The sequence below is a fragment of the Streptomyces sp. PKA51 genome, from assembly GCF_057552455.1.
In genome coordinates this window covers 612,617-630,944 of record NZ_BAAJPZ010000001.1, presented here as the reverse complement: position 1 = coordinate 630,944, position 18,328 = coordinate 612,617, and the positions used below count along the sequence as shown (strand labels likewise).

General features: G+C 76.8%; 3 protein-coding genes. All 3 read right to left on the bottom strand.

Going from position 1 to position 18,328, the window contains the following annotated elements:
• Positions 1–31: 31 nt before the first annotated feature.
• The 3 genes from AC27L3_RS02240 to AC27L3_RS02230 all read right to left on the bottom strand — a co-directional run bounded on the left by AC27L3_RS02240 (position 32) and on the right by AC27L3_RS02230 (position 18,275).
• A complete protein-coding gene (locus AC27L3_RS02240) occupies positions 32–16,465 on the bottom strand; it encodes a type I polyketide synthase (RefSeq protein WP_487232250.1) in 16,434 nt (5,477 codons plus the stop codon).
• A gap of 122 nt (positions 16,466–16,587) precedes the next feature.
• Positions 16,588–17,223 carry a TetR/AcrR family transcriptional regulator gene (locus AC27L3_RS02235; protein ID WP_487232249.1) on the bottom strand — a complete coding sequence of 212 codons (636 nt, stop codon included), beginning with the start codon at positions 17,221–17,223 and terminating at the stop codon, positions 16,588–16,590.
• Positions 17,220–18,275: a saccharopine dehydrogenase family protein gene (locus AC27L3_RS02230; protein WP_487232248.1), complete on the bottom strand. Its 1,056-nt coding sequence runs from the start codon at positions 18,273–18,275 to the stop codon at positions 17,220–17,222. Before AC27L3_RS02230 ends, AC27L3_RS02235 begins: the two co-directional genes overlap by 4 nt.
• Positions 18,276–18,328 lie beyond the last annotated feature (53 nt).

The following is an 18,328-nucleotide window of genomic DNA, read 5'->3' as shown; positions in this document are numbered from 1 at the left end:
GGAAAAGGTGCTTTTTCGTCTGACTGGGTCGTCAGGCGAGGCCGAGTTCTTTGTCGATGAGGTCGAACATCTCGTCGTCGCTGGTGGCGGCGTCGAGATCGGCGTCGAGGCCGGCGTCGTCCTCGCCGTCCTGCGCGGGGGCGCCGTCGCCGGGGGCGTCGAGCTTCCACTGCAGGGCCTTCAGGCGCTGGACGAGGCGGGCGCGGGCGTCGTCGTCGAGGTCGGCGGCGGCCAGGGCGGCCTCGAAGGTGTCGAGCCCGGTGAACAGGGGCGTGCCGGCCTCGGGCGCGTCCTCGCCGACGGCGGGGGCGAGCAGGTCGTGGATGTGGCGGACGAGCCCGAGGGGGGTGGGGTGGTCGAAGACGGCCGTGGTGGGCAGGCGCAGGCCGGTCGCGGCGTTGAGCCGGTTGCGCAGTTCCACTGCGGTCAGGGAGGTCATGCCGAGGTCGAGGAAGCCGCGTTCGGCCTCGACGGCGTCGGCCGCCGCGTGGCCGAGGACGGTGGCCACGTGCCCGCCGACCAGCTGCAGCAGCAGGGCCTCCTGACGGGCCGTGGACAGGCCGCTGAGCTGGCGGGCGAGGGAGTGCTCCGCGGCTTCGGTGCGCGCGGCGGTGCGGCGCCGGGGGCTGCGGACCAGGGCGCGCAGCAGCGGCGGTACGTCGCCGGTGGCGGCCAGGGCGCGCGGGTCGAGCCGTACGGGCACGAGGAGGGGGCTGCCGGCGGCCGCGGCGGCGTCGAGGAGGTCGAGGCCGTGGGCGGTCGGGATCGGCAGCATGCCGGAGCGGGCGAAGCGGTCGAGGTCCACGTCGTCCAGCGTGGCCGTCAATTCACTGGAATCCTCCCAGTATCCCCAGGCGAGGGAGACGGCCGGCAGGCCACTGGCGCGGCGGTGGGCGGCGAGGGCGTCCAGGGCGGCGTTGGCGGCGGCGTAGTTGGCCTGGCCCATGCCGCCGGCGACGCCGGCGAAGGAGGAGAACAGCACGAAGGCCGAGAGGTCCATGTCACGGGTGAGGTCGTGGAGGTTCCAGGCGGCATCCGTCTTGGGCCGCAGCACCCGGTCGAGGGACTGCGGGGTGAGGTTCTCCAGCAGGCCGTCGTCGAGGACTCCGGCGGCGTGGACGACGGCGGTCAGCGGGTGGCCGGCGGGGACGGTGGCGAGAAGGTGGGCGAGGGCGTCCCGGTCGGCGGTGTCGCAGGCGGCGACGGTGACGTGGGCGCCGAGGGCGGTCAGTTCCTCGCGCAGCTGCGCGGCGCCGGGGGCGTCGGGGCCGCGCCGGCCGGTGAGCAGCAGGTGGCGCACGCCGTGCCGGGTGACGAGGTGCCGGGCGACGTGGCTGCCGAGGGTGCCGGTGCCGCCGGTGATCAGGACGGTGCCCTCTCCCCCGGTCGGGTCCCACTGCGGGGCGGCGGTGCCGGTGCGCGGTGCGCGGTGCAGGCGCGGGACGGTGGGCGTGCCGCGGCGCAGGGCCAGTTGGGTCTCGCCGGCGGCGTCGGCGGCGGCCAGGGCGGTGGCGAGGGCGGCCGTGGAGCGGGGGTCGTCGTCGAGGTCGGCGAGCAGGAAGCGGCCGGGGTGTTCGGACTGCGCCGAGCGCAGCAGGCCCCAGGCGGCGGCTGCGGCCGGTGCGGGGACGGGGTCGTCGTCGCCGGCGGCGACGGCGCCGCGGGTGACGAGGACCAGGCGGCCGGCACCGGTGGTGTCGGCGGTGAGCCAGGTGCGGGCGAGCGTGAGGGCTTCGTGGGCGGCCCGGCGGGTGCCGGCGGCGGTGGCCTCGGTGGGCGTCAGGGTGGCAAGGACGGTCGTGGCGGCGGTGGCGGCCGCGGCGAGGTCGTCGTGGTGGTGCACGACGGCTCCGGCCTGTGCGAGGGCCTCGGCGAGCGGGGCGGTGGCGGTGCCGGCCGTGGCGTAGGTGCCGGCCGTCCGCGGCTCCTGCGGCGTCCGCGGAGTCCAGGGGGTCCACTGCACGAGGTGCAGGGCGTCGTGGCGGCCGCCGGTGGCGGCGAGCCGGTCGGCGGTGGGCTCGCGGAAGGTGATCGCGTCGACGGCCAGGACGGGCATGCCGGTGGTGTCGGTGGCGGTCAGGGCGAGTTCGCCGGCGGTGCCGGTGGGGGTGATGCTCACGCGCAGCCGGTCGGCGCCGGTGGCCGGCAGGCTCGCGCCGCGCCAGGTGTGCGGCGGGGCGGGGGCGGTCTGCGGCTGGTGCCCGGCGGCGAGGGTGAGGAGTTGCTGCAGCAGGGCGGGGTGGAGGTGGAATCCGGTGGCGGCGCCCTCGGGCAGGGCGACGTCGGCGAGGAGCGTGTCGTCGTGCCGCCACAGGCCGTGGACGGTGGCGAACGCCTCGGTGTGCTCGTATCCGTGGGCGGCCAGGGTGTCCAGGAGCGCTTCGGTGTCCTCCTCGGTGGCGCCGGCCGGAGGCCAGGTGCCGGAGGGGGCCCGGAGCGGGGTGGGGGCGCCGGGGGCGAGGGTGCCGGTGGCGTTGCGGGTCCAGGGGGCGTCCTCGGCGGCGTCCTGCGGCCGGGTGTGGACGGTGAGGGTGCGGCCGCCCGAGGCGTCGGCCGCCGCGGCGGTGACCTGGAGGTCAACGCCGCCCTGCGCGGGCAGGGTCAGCGGCTGGTCCTCGGCGAGCTCCTCGACGAGCGCGCAGCCGGCTTCGTCGCCGGCGCGGACGGCCCATTCGAGCAGCAGGGTGCCGGGGACGAGGGCGGTGCCGTGCAGGCGGTGCCCGGCGAGCCAGGGGTGGGTGTCCAGGCCGATGCGGCCGGTGAGGACGATGCTGTCGTCGGCGAGGCGCACGGTGCGTTCGATTCCGGCGGGGCCGGTGGCGGCGGTGGCCTCCAGCCAGTAGCGCTCGCGCTGGAAGGCGTAGGTGGGCAGGTCGGTGGGGTGGCCGCCGGTGACGGCGGGCAGCCAGTCGACGTCGACGCCGTGGACGTGGGCCTCGGCCAGTGAGGTCAGCAGGCGTTCGGTCGTGCCGTCGTCGCGGCGCAGGGAGCCCAGGACGACCGCGGTGGCCTCGGCGGAGGCGGCGGTGTCCTCGATGCCCATGGTCAGGACGGGGTGGGGGCTGGCCTCGACGAAGACGTCGTGGCCCTGGGCGAGGAGGCTGCGCAGCGCGTCCTCCAGGCGGACGGTGCGGCGCAGGTTCTCGTACCAGTAGGCGGCGTCGAGGGCGCTGCCGTCGGTCCATTCGCCGGTGACGGTGGACAGGAACGGCACGTCCGCCGTACGGGGTGCGAGGTCGGCGAGGTCCGTGAGCAGGGTGGTGCGGATGCGTTCGACCTGGGCGGAGTGGGAGGCGTAGTCGACGGGGATGCGCTTGGCACGCACGCCGTCCTCCTCGCAGGCGGCGAGGAGTTCGTCGAGGGCGGTGCCCTCGCCGGAGACGACGGTGGTGGCCGGTCCGTTGACGGCGGCGACGGAGAGCTTGTCGCCCCAGGCGGCGAGGCGTTCGCGTACGGCGTCCGCGGGTGCGGCGACGGACATCATGCCGCCGTGGCCGGACAGTTCGCGGGCGATGGCCAGGCTGCGCAGGGCGGCGACCTTGGCCGCGTCGTCGAGGGAGAGGGCGCCGGCGACGGCCGCCGCGGCGATCTCGCCCTGGGAGTGGCCGAGCACGGCCGCCGGGCGCACGCCGTGGGCGCGCCAGACTTCGGCGAGGGAGACCATCACGGCCCACAGGGCGGGCTGGGCGACGTCGACGCGGTCCAGGCCGGGGGCTCCGTCCTCGCCGCGCAGGACGGCGGTCAGGGACCAGTCGACGTACGGGGACAGGGCCTTCTCGCAGGCGGCGATGCGCTCGGCGAAGACCGGGGAGTCGTCGAGGAGTGCGCTGCCCATGCCGGCCCACTGGGAGCCCTGGCCGGGGAAGACGAGGACGACCTTGCGCTCGCGGGAGCCGGCGAATCCGCCGTGGACGACGCCCGGTGCGGGCTGTCCTTCGGCGAGGGCGCGCAGGCGCTCGGTCAGTTCGGTGCGGCCGGTGCCCACGACGACGGCGCGGTGTTCGAGGGCGGCGCGCCGGGTGACGAGGGAGAAGGCGGTGTCCAGGGGGCGGGCGGCCGGTTCGCCGGAGAGGTGGTCGAGCAGGGCGCGGGCCTGTCCGCGCAGTCCGGCCTCGCTGCGGGCCGACAGCGTCCAGGGCAGGGTGTGCCCGGGGTCCTCGGCCTCTTCTTCGACGGTGGCTCGGGCGGGGGCCTGTTCGAGGATGACGTGGACGTTGGTGCCGCTGATGCCGAAGGAGGAGACACCGGCGCGGCGGGGTCGCCCGGCGTCGGGCCAGGCGGTCTCCTCGGCGAGCAGCTCGACGGCGCCGGCGCTCCAGTCGACGTGCGGGGTGGGCTCGTCCAGGTGCAAGGTCCTGGGCAGGATGCCGTGCTGCATCGCCAGCACCATCTTCATCACGCCCGCGACACCGGCCGCGGCCTGCGTGTGACCGATGTTCGACTTCACGGAGCCCAACAGCAGCGGCCGGTCGGCGGGCCGGTCCTGGCCGTACGTGGCGAGCAGCGCCTGCGCCTCGATGGGGTCGCCCAGCGTGGTGCCCGTACCGTGTGCCTCGACCGCGTCGACGTCCGCCGCCTGCAGGCCCGCGCCCGCCAAGGCCTGGCGGATCACGCGCTGCTGGGCGGGCCCGTTCGGCGCGCTCAGACCGTTGGACGCACCGTCCTGGTTGACGGCCGAGCCGCGCACCACGGCGAGGATCTGGTGGCCGTTGCGACGTGCGTCGGAGAGCCTCTCGACCAGCAGCAGCCCGACGCCCTCGGCGAATCCGGTGCCGTCCGCGCCGGCGGCGAAGGCCTTGCAGCGGCCGTCGCCGGCCAGGCCGCGCTGCCGGGCGAAGTCGGTGAACAGGCGCGGGGAGGACATGACGGTCACGCCACCGGCCAGCGCCAGCGTGCACTCGCCCTGGCGCAGCGACTGGACGGCCATGTGCAGGGCGACCAGCGAGGAGGAGCAGGCGGTGTCGACGGTGACGGCCGGGCCCTCAAGGCCCAGGGTGTAGGCGACGCGGCCGGAGACCACGCTCATGGCGTTGCCGTTGCCGACGTGTCCGGCGAGTTCCTCGGGCACCTCGGGGACGCGGCTGAGGTAGTCGCTGGAGGCCAGGCCGGCGAAGACGCCGGTGCGCGAGCCGCGTACCGCTCGCGGGTCGATGCCGGCGGCCTCGAACGCCTCCCAGGCGGTCTCCAGCAGCAGCCGCTGCTGGGGGTCCATGGCCAGGGCCTCGCGCGGGGAGATGCCGAAGAAGCCGGCGTCGAAGTCGGCGGCGTCGCTCAGGAAGCCGCCCTCGCGGGTGCGGGAGGAGCCGGGCCCGTCCGGTACGGAGGCGTAGACGCGCTCCGCGTCCCAGCCGCGGTCGGCGGGGAAGGGGCCGATGGCGTCGGTGCCGGAGGCGAGCAGCTGCCACAGGTCGCCGGGCGAGCGGACGCCGCCGGGGAGCCGGCAGGCCATGCCGACGATGGCCACCGGCTCGTCCTCTCCCGCGGGGGCCGGGGTGGGCGCCTGGGGGGTCTCCTCGCCGGTGGCGTCGGTCAGTTCGGCGTGCAGGTGATCGGCGAGCGCGGCCGGGGAGGGGTGGTCGAAGGCCAGGGTGGCGGGCAGCCGCAGGCCGGTGGCGGCGGACAGGCGGTTGCGCAGTTCGACGGAGGACAGGGAGGTGAAGCCCAGGTCGCGGAAGGCCCGGTCGGTGGGCACCGTGTCGGTGCCGGTGTGGCCGAGGACGGCGGCGACGCAGGTGGCGACCAGGTCGAGGAGGGTGCCGCGGCGGTCGGCGGCGGGCAGGGCGGCGAGCCGGTGGCGCAGCCCGTCGCCGCCCTCCGCCCCGGCCCCGGCGGTGCGCCGGGTGGTGGCGGGCCGGTAGAGGGTGCGCAGCAGGGCGGGGAGCCGGTCGGGGGTGCGGGTGCGCAGGACGCTGCCGTCCAGGCGGACGGGCACGAGCAGGGGCCGGTGGGCGGCCAGGGCCGCGTCGAAGAGGGCGAGTCCGTCGGCGGTGGACAGTGTCAGGGCGCCGGACTGCCGCGAGCGGGCGCGGTCGCTCGCGTCGAGGTGTGCGGTCATCCCGCTGGCCTGCTCCCACAGGCCCCAGGCGAGGGAGGTGGCGGGCAGGCCGTGGGCGCGGCGGTGCTGGGCGAGGCCGTCGAGGCCGGCGTTGGCGGCCGCGTAGTTGCCCTGGCCGGGCGAGCCGAAGACGCCGGCGGCCGAGGAGAACAGCACGAAGCCGGCGAGGTCGTGGTCCGCGGTGAGCTCGTGCAGGTGGGCGGCCGCGTCGGTCTTGGGGCGGGCGACGGTGTGCAGCCGCTCGGGCGTCAGGGCGGTGACGACGCCGTCGTCGAGGACGCCCGCGGCGTGCACGACGGCCGTCAGCGGGTGCGCGGCCGGGACGGAGGCGAGGACGGCGGCGAGGGCGTCGCGGTCGGCGGCGTCGCAGGCGGCGACGGTGACGGTGGCGCCCAGGTCCTCGAGTTCGGCGCGCAGCTTGCGGGCCGCGGGGGCGTCGGGGCCGCGGCGGCCGGTGAGCAGCAGGTGCCGCATGCCGTGGCCGGTGACGAGGTGGCGGGCCAGCAGGCCGCCGAGTTCGCCGGTGCCGCCGGTGATCAGTACGGTGCCGTCGGGGTCCCAGGGGCGGGGCACGGTCAGGACGACCTTGCCGGTGTGGCGGGCCTCGGAGACGTACCGGAAGGCCTCGCGGGCGTGGTGGACGTCCCAGGCGGTGACGGGCAGCGGTTCGAGGGTGCCGTCCTCGAAGAGGGCGACGAGTTCGGCGAGCATCTGCCGGATGCGCTCGGGCCCGGCCTCGACGAGGTCGAAGGCGCGGTAGCGGGCGCCGTCGTGGGCGGCGGCCACCTCGTCCGCGTCGCGGATGTCGGTCTTGCCCATCTCGACGAGGCGGCCGCCGGGGGCGAGGAGCCGCAGGGAGGCGTCGACGAAGTCGCCGGCCAGGGAGTTGAGGACGACGTCGACGCCGCGGCCTGCGGTGGCCTCGCGGAAGGCGTCCTCGAAGTCCAGGGTGCGGGAGGAGGCGAGGCGTTCGGCGGGCCAGCCGCCGGCGCGCAGGTGCTCCTGCTTGCGGGCGGAGGCGGTGCCGTAGACCTCGGCGCCCCAGTGCCGGGCGAGCCGGGTGGCGGCCATGCCGACGCCGCCGGCGGCGGCGTGGATGAGCACGGATTCCCCGGCGCGCAGCCCGGCGAGGTCGCGCAGCGCGTAGTACGCGGTGAGGTAGACGACGGGGACGGCGGCGGCCTGGGCGAAGGTCATGCCGCGCGGGATGCGGGCCAGGACGCGGTGGTCGGCGACGGCGAGCGGGCCGAAGCCGCCGGGGACCATGCCCATCACCCGGTCGCCGACGGCGATCCCGCTCACCCCGGGGCCGGCCTCGACGACGACGCCGGCGGCCTCGGAGCCCAGGAACTCGGCGCCGCCGGGGTACATGCCGAGGCTGTTGAGGACGTCGCGGAAGTTCAGGCCGGCGGCGCGGACCGCGATGCGGACCTCGCCCTCGCCGAGCGGCCGTTCGGCGACCTCGGGGCAGGGCACGAGGGCGAGGTTGTCGAGGGTGCCCTTCGCGGTGATGTCCAGCCGCCAGGGCCCGCCGTCCGGGGCCTGCAGGGTGGCGGCGGTGTGGGTGCGGGTCAGGCGCGGTACGTGGACGGTGCCCTGGCGCACGGCGAGCTGGGGTTCGTCGGTGGCGGCGAGGTGCGGCAGCAGGGCGCGGGAGTCGGCCTGGTCGTCGAGGTCGGCGAGCACGATGCGGCCGGGGTTCTCGGACTGGGCGGAGCGCAGCAGGCCCCACACCGCCGCGCCGGGCAGGTCGGTGACGTCCTCGCCGGAGTGGGTGGCGACGGCGCCGTGGGTGAGGACCAGCAGGCGGGAGTCCGCCCAGCGGTCGTCGGCCAGCCACTGCTGCACCAGGTCCAGGGCGTCCTCGGGGGTGCGGGCGCCGGTGGCCACGACCAGGTCGGGGGTGCCGTCCAGGGAGGCGAGGTCCGGTGCGCCGGCCCGGGCCGGGTACGGGCCGGGGTCGCCGACCAGGGCCCAGGTGGCGGGCGCCGTGTCGGCCGGTGTGCCGGGCAGGGGGCTCCAGTCGAGGTGGAAGAGGGCCTCGCGGGCGACGTGGGCCGCGGGGTCGAGCAGGGCGGCGGGCACGGGCCGTACGGTCAGCCGGTCGACGGTCGCCACCGGCCGGCCGGTGCCGTCGGCGAGGACGACGGTGACGGCGTCCGGCCCGGCGGGGATCAGGCGGGCGCGCAACCGGGTGGCGCCGGCGGCGTGCAGGGTGACGCCGGTGAAGGAGAACGGCATGCCGGGCCGGTCGCCGGCGGGCAGCGCGCCGAGACCGGCGGCGTGCAGGGCGGCGTCCAGCAGGGCCGGGTGCAGCCCGAAGCGGGCGGCGTCGGCCAGGGCGGGGGCGGGCAGGGCCACGTCGGCGAAGACGTCGGCGCCGCGCCGCCAGGCGGCCCGTACGCCCTGGAAGGCGGGCCCGTAGCCGTAGCCGCGTGCGGCGAGGTCGGCGTACAGGTCGTCGACCGGCAGGGCCTCGGCGCCCGTGGGGGGCCAGGTGAGCATCTCGTCGGCGGGGGCGGCGGCCGGGGGCGCGAGGGTGCCGGTGGCGTGCTCGGTCCAGGGGCCGTCGGCGGCACCGGTGGCGGGGTCGAGGGTGCGGGCGTGGACGGTCAGCGTCCGGTGGCCGGTGGCGTCCGCGGCACCGACGACGATCTGGACGCGGGCCTCGGCGCGCTCGGGGAGCACCAGCGGGGCGTGCAGGGTCAGTTCGGCCAGGCGGCCGCAGCCGAGCTCGTCGCCGGCCCGGATCGCCGCCTCGACGAGCGCGGTGCCGGGGACGACGACGGCGCCGGAGACGGCGTGGTCGGCGAGCCAGGGCTGGGTGCGCACCGACCACACGGCGGTGGCCATGAGCCCGTCGCCGTCGGCGAGTTCGACGGTGGCGCCCAGCAGGGGGTGGCCGGGCGCGCGCAGGCCGGCGGCGGTCACGTCGGCGCTGCCGCCGCCCGGGCGCGGCCAGAACCGCTGCCGCTGGAAGGCGTACGTCGGCAGCGGCACCCGGCGGGCGGGGGTGCCGGCGAGGAAGGCGTCCTTGGCGACGGCGGCGCCGTGGCACCAGGCGTCGGCGAGGGAGGTGCGGAAGCGGGCGAGCCCGCCCTCGTCGCGGCGCAGCGTGCCGACGGCCGCCGCGGCGACGCCGGCGTCCTGCGCGGTCTCCTGCACCCCGGCGATCACCACGGGGTGCGGGCTGACCTCGGCGAAGAGCCGGTGGCCGGCGCGCAGCAGGGTGCGGGTGGCCTGCTCGAACTCCACGGTGCGGCGCAGGTTGCGGTACCAGTAGGCGGCGTCGAGCGCGGTGGTGTCGAGCAGGTCGCCGGTGACGGTGGAGCAGAAGGGGATGTCGGCGGTGCGGGGGGTGATGCCGTCGAGGAGGGTGAGCAGTTCGTCCTCGATCCGCTCGACCTGGGCGGAGTGGGAGGCGTAGTCGACGGGGATGCGCCGGGCGCGCACGCCGTCCCGCTCGCAGGCGGCGATCAGTTCGTCGAGGGCTTCGGGGGTGCCGGAGACGACGGCGGAGCCGGGGCCGTTGACGGCGGCGACGGAGATGTCCTCGCCCCAGGCGGTGATGCGGGCGCGGACGGCGTCGGCGGGCTCGGCGACGGAGACCATGCCGCCGCGGGCGGACAGTTCGCGGGCGATGGCCTGGCTGCGCAGGGCGACGACCTTGGCGGCGTCCTGCAGGCCGAGGGCGCCGGCGACGGCCGCCGCGGCGATCTCGCCCTGGGAGTGGCCGAGCACCGCGGCGGGGCGCACGCCGTGGGCGCGCCAGACTTCGGCGAGGGAGACCATCACGGCCCACAGGGCGGGCTGGACGACGTCGACGCGCTCCAGGCCGGGGGCGTTCTCCTCGCCGCGCAGGACGTCGGCCAGGGACCAGTCGGTGTACGGGGCGAGGGCGGCGGCGCACTCGGCGAGGCGTGCGGCGAAGACCGGGGAGTCGTCGAGGAGTTCGAGGGCCATGCCGGCCCACTGCGAGCCCTGGCCGGGGAAGACGAACACCACTCCCCCGTCGCCGTCGGCGGTGCCCTGCAGCACGTGGGGCGAGGGTGCGCCGGTGGCGAGGGCGTCGAGGCCGGCGAGGAGGCCGGCGCGGTCGCCCGCGGTGACGGCGGCGCGGTGGTCCATGGCGGTGCGGCCGGTCGCCAGGGCGTGGGCGGCGTCGTCGGGGGCGAGGCCGGGGTGGGTGCGCAGGTGGTCGGCGAGCAGCCGGGCCTGGTCGGCGAGGGCGGCCCCGGTGCGGGCCGACAGGGTCCAGGGCAGGGTGGGCTCGGGGGTGCCTGCCGGCTGCTGCTCGTCGGCGGTTTCGACGGGGGCCTGTTCGAGGATGATGTGGGCGTTGGTGCCGCTGATGCCGAAGGAGGAGACACCGGCGCGGCGGGGCCGTCCGGCGTCGGGCCAGGCGGTCTCCTCCGCGAGCAGCTCGACGGCGCCGGCGCTCCAGTCGACGTGCGGGGTCGGCTCGTCCAGGTGCAGGGTCCTGGGCAGGATGCCGTGCTGCATTGCCAGCACCATCTTCATCACGCCCGCGACACCTGCGGCGGCCTGCGTGTGACCGATGTTCGACTTCACCGAGCCCAGCAGCAGGGGTCGTTCGGCGGGCCGGTCCTGGCCGTACGTGGCGAGGAGTGCCTGCGCCTCGATCGGGTCGCCCAGCGTGGTGCCCGTACCGTGCGCCTCGACCGCGTCGACGTCCGCCGCCTGCAGGCCCGCGCCCGCCAGGGCCTGACGGATGACACGCTGCTGGGACGGACCGTTCGGGGCGCTCAGGCCGTTGGACGCGCCGTCCTGGTTGACGGCCGAGCCGCGCACCACGGCCAGGACGGGGTGACCGTTGCGGCGTGCGTCGGAGAGCCGCTCGACCAGCAGCAGGCCGACGCCCTCGCTCCAGCCGGTGCCGTCGGCCGCGGCGGAGAACGGCTTGCACCGCCCGTCCGCGGCCAGGCCGCGCTGGCGGGAGAATTCCACGAAGGAGTACGGGGTGGCCATCACCGTCACGCCGCCGGCGAGCGCGAGCGTGCACTCGCCCTGGCGCAACGACTGGACGGCCATGTGCAGGGCGACCAGCGAGGAGGAGCAGGCGGTGTCGACGGTGACGGCCGGGCCCTCGAAGCCGAAGGTGTAGGACAGGCGGCCGGAGACCACGCTGGCGGCGTTGCCGGTCAGCAGGTGGCCGGCGACCTCGTCGCGCGTGGCGTCGAGGATGGTCTGGTAGTCCTGCGCGTTGGTGCCGGCGAACACGCCGGTGCGCGAGCCGCGCAGCGACTCGGGGTCGATGCCGGCGCGCTCCATCGCCTCCCAGGCCGTTTCCAGCAGCAGGCGCTGCTGGGGGTCCATGGCGAGGGCCTCGCGCGGGGAGATGCCGAAGAAGGCGGCGTCGAAGGCGGCGACGTCGCTCAGGAAGCCGCCCTCGCGGGCGTAGCTGGTGCCCTGGTGGTCGGGGTCGGGGTGGTAGAGGCGGTCGAGGTCCCAGCCGCGGTCGGTGGGGAAGGCGGTGATGCCGTCGGCGCCGTCGGACAGCAGTCGCCAGAAGTCCTCGGGGGTCGCGGCGCCGCCGGGGAAGCGGCAGGCCATGGCGACGATGGCGACCGGCTCGTCGGTGCCGGCGGCCGCTGCGGCGGGCGCGGCGGGCGTGTCCTGGCCGGTGGTGCCCAGGAGTTGCTCGCGCAGGTGGTGGCCGACGGCGGCGGGCGTGGGGTGGTCGAAGAGCAGGGAGGCGGGCAGGCGCAGGCCGGTGGCGGTGGCCAGGCGGTTGCGCAGTTCGACGGCGGTCAGGGAGTCGAAGCCGAGGTCGCGGAAGGCGCGCCGGGTGCCGACGGCGTCGGTGGAGGCGTGGCCGAGGACGGCGGCGACCTCGGTGCGGACCACGTCGACCAGGGCGCGTTCGGCTTCTGCGGTGGGCAGGGCGGCCAGGCGTGCGCGCAGCGGCGACGGCGCCGCCGCGCCGGGTGCCGTGGGGGCGGTGGCGGCAGTGGGGGCGAGGGCGCGGGCGGCCTCGGGCACGTCGCCGATCAGGGCGCTGGGGCGGGCGGCGGTCAGGGCGGGGGCGTAGGCGGCCCAGTCGATGTCGGCGACGGTCAGCTGCGCGGTGCCGCCGGTCACGGCGTGCCCGAGTGCGGCGAGCGCGGGACCGGGCGTCAGGGGGCGCAGGCCGTCGCGGCTCATGCGCCCGGCGAGGTTCTCGCCGGTGGCGGCCATGCCGGACCCTGCCCAGGGTCCCCAGGCGACGGAGGTGGCCGGCAGGCCGTCCTGCCGGCGCTGTTCGGCCAAGGCGTCGAGGTAGGCGTTGGCGGCGGCGTAGTTGGCCTGGCCGGGGTTGCCGACGACGCCGGTGATGGAGGAGAACAGCACGAAGAACGACAGGTCGTGATCGCGGGTCAGCTCGTGCAGGTGCCGGGCGGCGGCGGCCTTGGGGGCCAGGACGGCCGCGAGCCGCTCGGGGGTGAGGGTCTGCAGGATCCCGTCGTCGAGGACGCCGGCGGCGTGGACGACGCCGGTGAGGTCGTCGATGCCGGCCAGGAGGGCGGCGAGCGCGTCGCGGTCGGCGGTGTCGCAGGCGGCGAGGGTGACGCGGGCGCCGCGGGCTTCCAGTTCGGTGACGAGGTCGGCGGCGCCGGGGGCGTCGGGGCCGCGGCGGCCGGCGAGGACGAGGTGGGCGGCGCCGGCCTCGGCTAGGTGGCGCGCCACGTGGGCGCCGAGGGCGCCGGTGCCGCCGGTGACCAGGACGGTGCCGTGCGCCTGCCAGTTGGTGTCGGTTGCGGCGGTGGTGCGGGTCAGGCGGCGGGCGAGGACGCCGGCGGGCCGGACGGCGACCTGGTCCTCGCGGCCGTCGGCGAGGACGTGCAGGAGTGCGGTGGCGGTGCGGGCGTCGGCCGTGGCGGGCAGGTCGGCCAGGCCGCCCCAGACGCCGGGGTGTTCGAGCGCGGCGACCCGGCCCAGGCCCCAGACCTGGGCCTGGAGGGGGCTGGTGAGCGGGGAGCGCTCGCCGGCGGCGACGGCGCCGCGGGTCGCGCACCACAGGGGTGCGCCGGCGTCGGCGGTCTCCAGGGCGCGCACGAGGGTGACGGTGGCGGCGAGGCCGAGCGGCACCGAGGGGTGGGCGGGGTGGGGGCGTTCGTCGAGGGCGAGGAGGGACAGGACGCCGGCGAACGGCGCCTCCCGGTCGAGGGTGGCGGTCAGCCGGTCGGTCAGGTCCGTCGCGTCCGCGGCGCAGTCCAGGGTGAGGCGTTCGGCGCGCAGGCCACCGTCGCGGGTGAGGGTGTCGGCGAGGCCGGCGGCCCAGGCGTCGTCGTCGGTGCCCTCGGGCAGCAGGAGCAGCCAGCGGCCGTCCGGGATGCGGGCGGTGCCGCCGGTGACGGGGGTCCAGGTGGTGCGGTAGCTGCGGGCGTCGGCGGCGGCGCGGGTGGTGCGCCGGCGCCGCCAGGCCGACAGGGTGGGCAGGATGCCGCCGAGGGTGTCCTCGGCGTCGGCGCCGTCGAGGGCCAGGACGGCCGACAGGGCCCGGGTGTCCTGGCGTTCGACGGCCTCCCAGAAGTCGGCGTCGAGGGCGTGGGTCTCGGCCGGGGAGGTCCCGGCGTCCGGGGCGTCGCCCGGGGTGAGCCAGTAGTGGGCGCGCTGGAAGGCGTAGGTGGGCAGGTCGACGCGGCGGGCGCCGGTGCCGTCGAAGAAGGCGGCCCAGTCGGTGCGCACGCCGCGGGCGGCCAGGGCGGCGACGGCCTCGGCGAGGGCGCGCGGCTCGGGGCGGTCGGCGCGCAGCAGCGGTACGAGCGCGGGGGCGTCCTCGGCGGGGGTGTCCGGAGTGAGGCAGTCCTGGACCATCGGGGTCAGCACGGCGCCGGGCCCGAGCTCGGCGTACGCGGTGACGCCCGCGGTCTGAAGGGTGCGCACGGTGTCGTGGAAGCGCACGGGTTCGCGCACCTGGCGGACCCAGTACGCGGCGGAGCACAGCTCGTCCGCGGTGGCGAGGGCGCCGGTGAGGGTGGAGACCAGGGGGATGCGCGGGGGGTGGAAGGTGATGCTCTCGGCGACGCGGCGGAAGGCGTCGAGCATGCCGTCCATGTGCGGGGAGTGGAAGGCGTGGCCGACGCGCAGCCGCTTGGTGCGGCGGCCGCGGGCCTGCCACCGGGCGGCGACGGCGGTGACGGCGTCCTCGTCGCCGGAGACGACGACGGAGGCGGGGCCGTTGACGGCGGCGAGGGCGGCGCGGTCGGTCAGGTCGGCGAGGGAGGGGGTGATCTCCTCCTCGGTGGCCTCGACGGCGACCATGGCGCCGCCTTCGGGCAGTGCCTGCATGAGGCTGCCGCGGGCGGCGACCAGGCGGGCGGCGTCGGGCAGGTCGAACACGCCGGCCACGTGGGCGGCGGCCAGTTCGCCGATGGAGTGGCCGGCCAGGAACCGGGGGGTGATGCCCCAGGAGGCGAGGAGCCGGTGGAGGGCGACCTCGACGGCGAACAGGGCCGCCTGGGTGTACACGGTGCGGTCCAGCAGCGCGGCCTCGGGGGTGCCGGGCTCGGCGAGGGCGACGTCGGCGAGCGGGTGCTCGACGTGCGGGGCGAGGTGGCGGTCGAGTTCCGCGCACACCTCGTCGAAGGCCGCGGCGAAGACCGGGTGCGCATCGTGCAGGGCGCGCCCGGCGCCGGCGCGCTGGGCGCCCTGGCCGGCGAAGAGGAAGGCGGTGGTGGCTTGGGCGGCGACGCCGGTGGCCACGCCCGCGGCGGCGCGGCCGGCGGCGAGCGCCTCCAGGGCGGCGAGGTGCTCCTCGCGGGTGCCGGCCACGACGAAGGCGCGGTGGTCGAGCAGGGGCCGGGTCAGGGCGAGGGAGCAGGCGATGTCGGCGCCGTCCTGCTCGGGGCGGGTGCGCAGGTGGGCGGCGAGGCGTGCGGCCTGGGCGCGCAGGGCGTCGGCGGAGGCGGCCGACAGGGCCCAGGGCAGGACGCGGCCGGCCGGGGCGGCGGGCCGTTCTCCCTCGTCCTCTTCCTGGGCCGGGGCCTGTTCGAGGACGACGTGGGCGTTGGTGCCGCTGACGCCGAAGGAGGAGACGGCGGCGCGGCGCGGGTGGTCGCCGGCGGGCCAGGGCTCGGCCTCGGTCAGCAGGCGGGCGTGGCCGGCGCTCCAGTCGACGTGCGGGGTGGGCTCGTCGAGGTGGAGGGTGCGGGGCAGCACGCCGTGCTGCATGGCCAGGACCATTTTGATGACGCCGGCGACGCCGGCCGCGGCCTGGGTGTGGCCGATGTTCGACTTCAGGGAGCCGAGGAGGACGGGGCGGTCGGCGGGGCGCTGCTGTCCGTAGGTGGCCAGCAGGGCGGTGGCCTCGATGGGGTCGCCGAGGGTGGTGCCGGTGCCGTGGGCCTCGACGGCGTCGACGTCGGCCGGCTGCAGGCCGGCGTTGGCGAGGGCGGCGCGGATGACGCGCTGCTGGGAGGGGCCGTTGGGGGCGGTCAGGCCGTTGGAGGCGCCGTCCTGGTTGACGGCGGAGCCCCGTACGACGGCGAGCACGGGGTGGCCGTTGCGGCGGGCGTCGGAGAGGCGTTCGACGAGCAGCAGGCCGACGCCCTCGCTCCAGCCGGTGCCGTCGGCCGCGGCGGAGAACGGCTTGCAGCGGCCGTCCGCGGCCAGGCCGCGCTGGCGGGAGAACTCGACGAACATCTGCGGCGTGGACATCACGGTGGCCCCGCCCACCAGGGCGAGGGTGCACTCGCCCTGGCGCAGCGAGTGGACGGCCAGGTGGAGGGCGACCAGGGAGGAGGAGCAGGCGGTGTCGACGGTGACGGCGGGGCCTTCGAGGCCGAGGGTGTAGGAGATGCGGCCGGAGGAGACGCTGATGGCGTTGCCGGTCAGCAGGTGTCCGCCGGCCTCGCCGGCCTGTCGCGCGGCGGCGCGGGAGCCGGCCGAGCGGGGGGTGGCCGACGTGCCCAGGGAGGCGGCGTCGTAGCCGCCGTAGCCGGTGCCGACGAAGACGCCGGTGCGGGAGCCGGCGAGGGTGGCCGGGTCGATGCCGGCGCGCTCGACGGTCTCCCACGCGGTCTCCAGCAGGAGCCGCTGCTGGGGGTCCATGGCGAGCGCCTCGCGCGGCGATATGCCGAAGAAGCCGGCGTCGAACTCCCCGGCGTCGTGGAGGAATCCGCCCTCGCGGGCGTAGGTGGTGCCCGGGTGGGCGGGGTCGGGGTCGTAGAGCGCGTCGAGGTCCCAGCCGCGGTCGGCGGGGAAGCCCGAGACGGCGTCCACGCCGCCGCCGACCAGCTCCCACAGCTCCTGCGGCGAGCGCACGCCGCCGGGGTAGCGGCAGCCCATGGCCACGATGGCGATGGGCTCGCGCCGGCGTTCCTCGCTCTCGCCCAACTGCTGGCGGGTGTCGTGGAGGTCAGCGATGGCGCGCTTGAGGTACTCGCGGAGCTTCTCCTCGTTCGACATCAGGACGTCAACCCCTCGGTGATATGCCGGAGCCGGACCGGGGCACAGACCTGCCGGCTGCCGACACTCACGTCTGACCCTTCTTCCGGGCCCATCCTCGTCAAGGTCGACTGCGGGTTTCCCTAGAGTGAGGGCGGTTCCTGCTCCGGTGGGCCGGTCAGGAGGCGGACGGCCTGGCGAACGAGGTGGCGGTCCAGGGCCGCGGAGCGGGTGCCGGCGATGCCGGAGCGCATCAGGGCGGCTCCTTCGAGCAGTGCCACGAACGTCTGGGCCCGGGCGCGCCGTTCGGTGGCCGGCAGGCCGGGGCGGGAGCGGCGTACGAAGTCCTCCACGTGGGCGACGTAGGTGTCGTAGAAGGCGCGGACGACGCGGGCGATGTCCTCGTCCCTGGCCGCCAGGGCCCAGACCTCGACGTACAGGCGGACCAGGTGCGGGTCGTCGTGTTCGGCCAGGAGCGCGGTCACCGTGGCGGCGGGGTCGGCCGCGGGGGCGTCGTCGTCCGCGGCCGGCCGGAAGCCCGTCGTCCCGGCGAGCCGGTGCAGCGAGCGGTCCAGTGCGCGGGCGAGGACGGCGTGGATCAGGTCGGCGCGGGTGGGGAAGAAGTGCTGGAGGTGGCCGATGCGTACGCCCGCCTCGGCGGCGACGGCCCGCAGCGAGGCGGCGGCGTTGCCGTTGGTGACGAGGACCTTCTCCGCGGCGTCCAGCAGGCTGGTGCGCCGTGCGGTGCCGCGCGCGGTGAGTCGTTTCTCCCCGGTCATGACAGGGTGACCTCCACGTGGGCCTGCTCCAGGGCGGGTACGACGTCGTGCGGGCGGGGTGTCATCTCGGGGAAGACCACACCGCCGGGCGGCGGTGCGCCGTCCTCGCCGAGGACGCGGCGCAGTCCCAGCAGGGCGCCCACGGCGGTGAGGTGGGCCTGGCCCGCGCCGTCGCGGACGACTGCGGTACGCGTGAGGCCGTCCTGTCCGCGGACGTCGACGCGCATCAGGGCGACGCCGCCCTCGCCCGGCGCGTACAGCAGGGACCGGCGCAGCGAGCGGAAGGCGTCGCCGCGTCCCCACCGGAAGAAGCCGGTCTTCTTCAGGGCGAGCAGCATCGAGGTGGAGGCGTTGGCGGAAAAGCCGATGCGGGTGCGGGCGGTAGCGGCGCCGAGGGCGAGCGGCAGGGTGAACTGCTCGGGGGTGTCGATGCGGGTCACCTTGGTGCGGTGTCCGCCGATGTCGACGGTTGCGCTGCCGGTCAGGGGCAGGACGGTGCGGCGGCGGCCGTCCTCGGTGACCTCGTAGTCCAGGCCGAGGCGGTCCATGAACTCCACCGAGTCGGCGCCGGCGCGGTCGTGCAGGTCGTAGCGGACGGCGACCTCGACGGCGGCGCCGGGTCCGGGGGTGAGGGCCGCGGCGGTCAGGGCGCTCACTCCGCCCATCCAGCCGGAGGACAGCAGCACCGGGGCGGTGGCGGGGGTGACGGCGGCGAGGGCGGCCGCGCGCTGCAGCCGGGACGTCCAGCGGGTGACGTCCACGTAGGGGACGCCGCCGTGCAGGGCGGCGCGCAGGACGCGGTCGTCCGGGTCGTTGACCAGGCTGACGACGGCGCGGACGGGTGCCGAGAAGGGCCGGGGGTCGGCGAGGTCCCACTGCCGGACGCTCGCGCCGGTCCCGTCGGCGAGGGCCCGTCCGCGGGCAGGGGTGCGGCCGGCGAGGAGCAGGGGCCAGGAGGGTGCGGCGAGGCGGGTCAACTCGGCGCCGACGGTGCCGTATCCGCCGACGAGGAGCACCGGTCCGGCCGGGTCTAAGAGCAGGTCGTCATTCATGTGCTCGAAACTAGGTCATGCGACCTAGGAGCTCAAGGGGATTGTGACGCGGC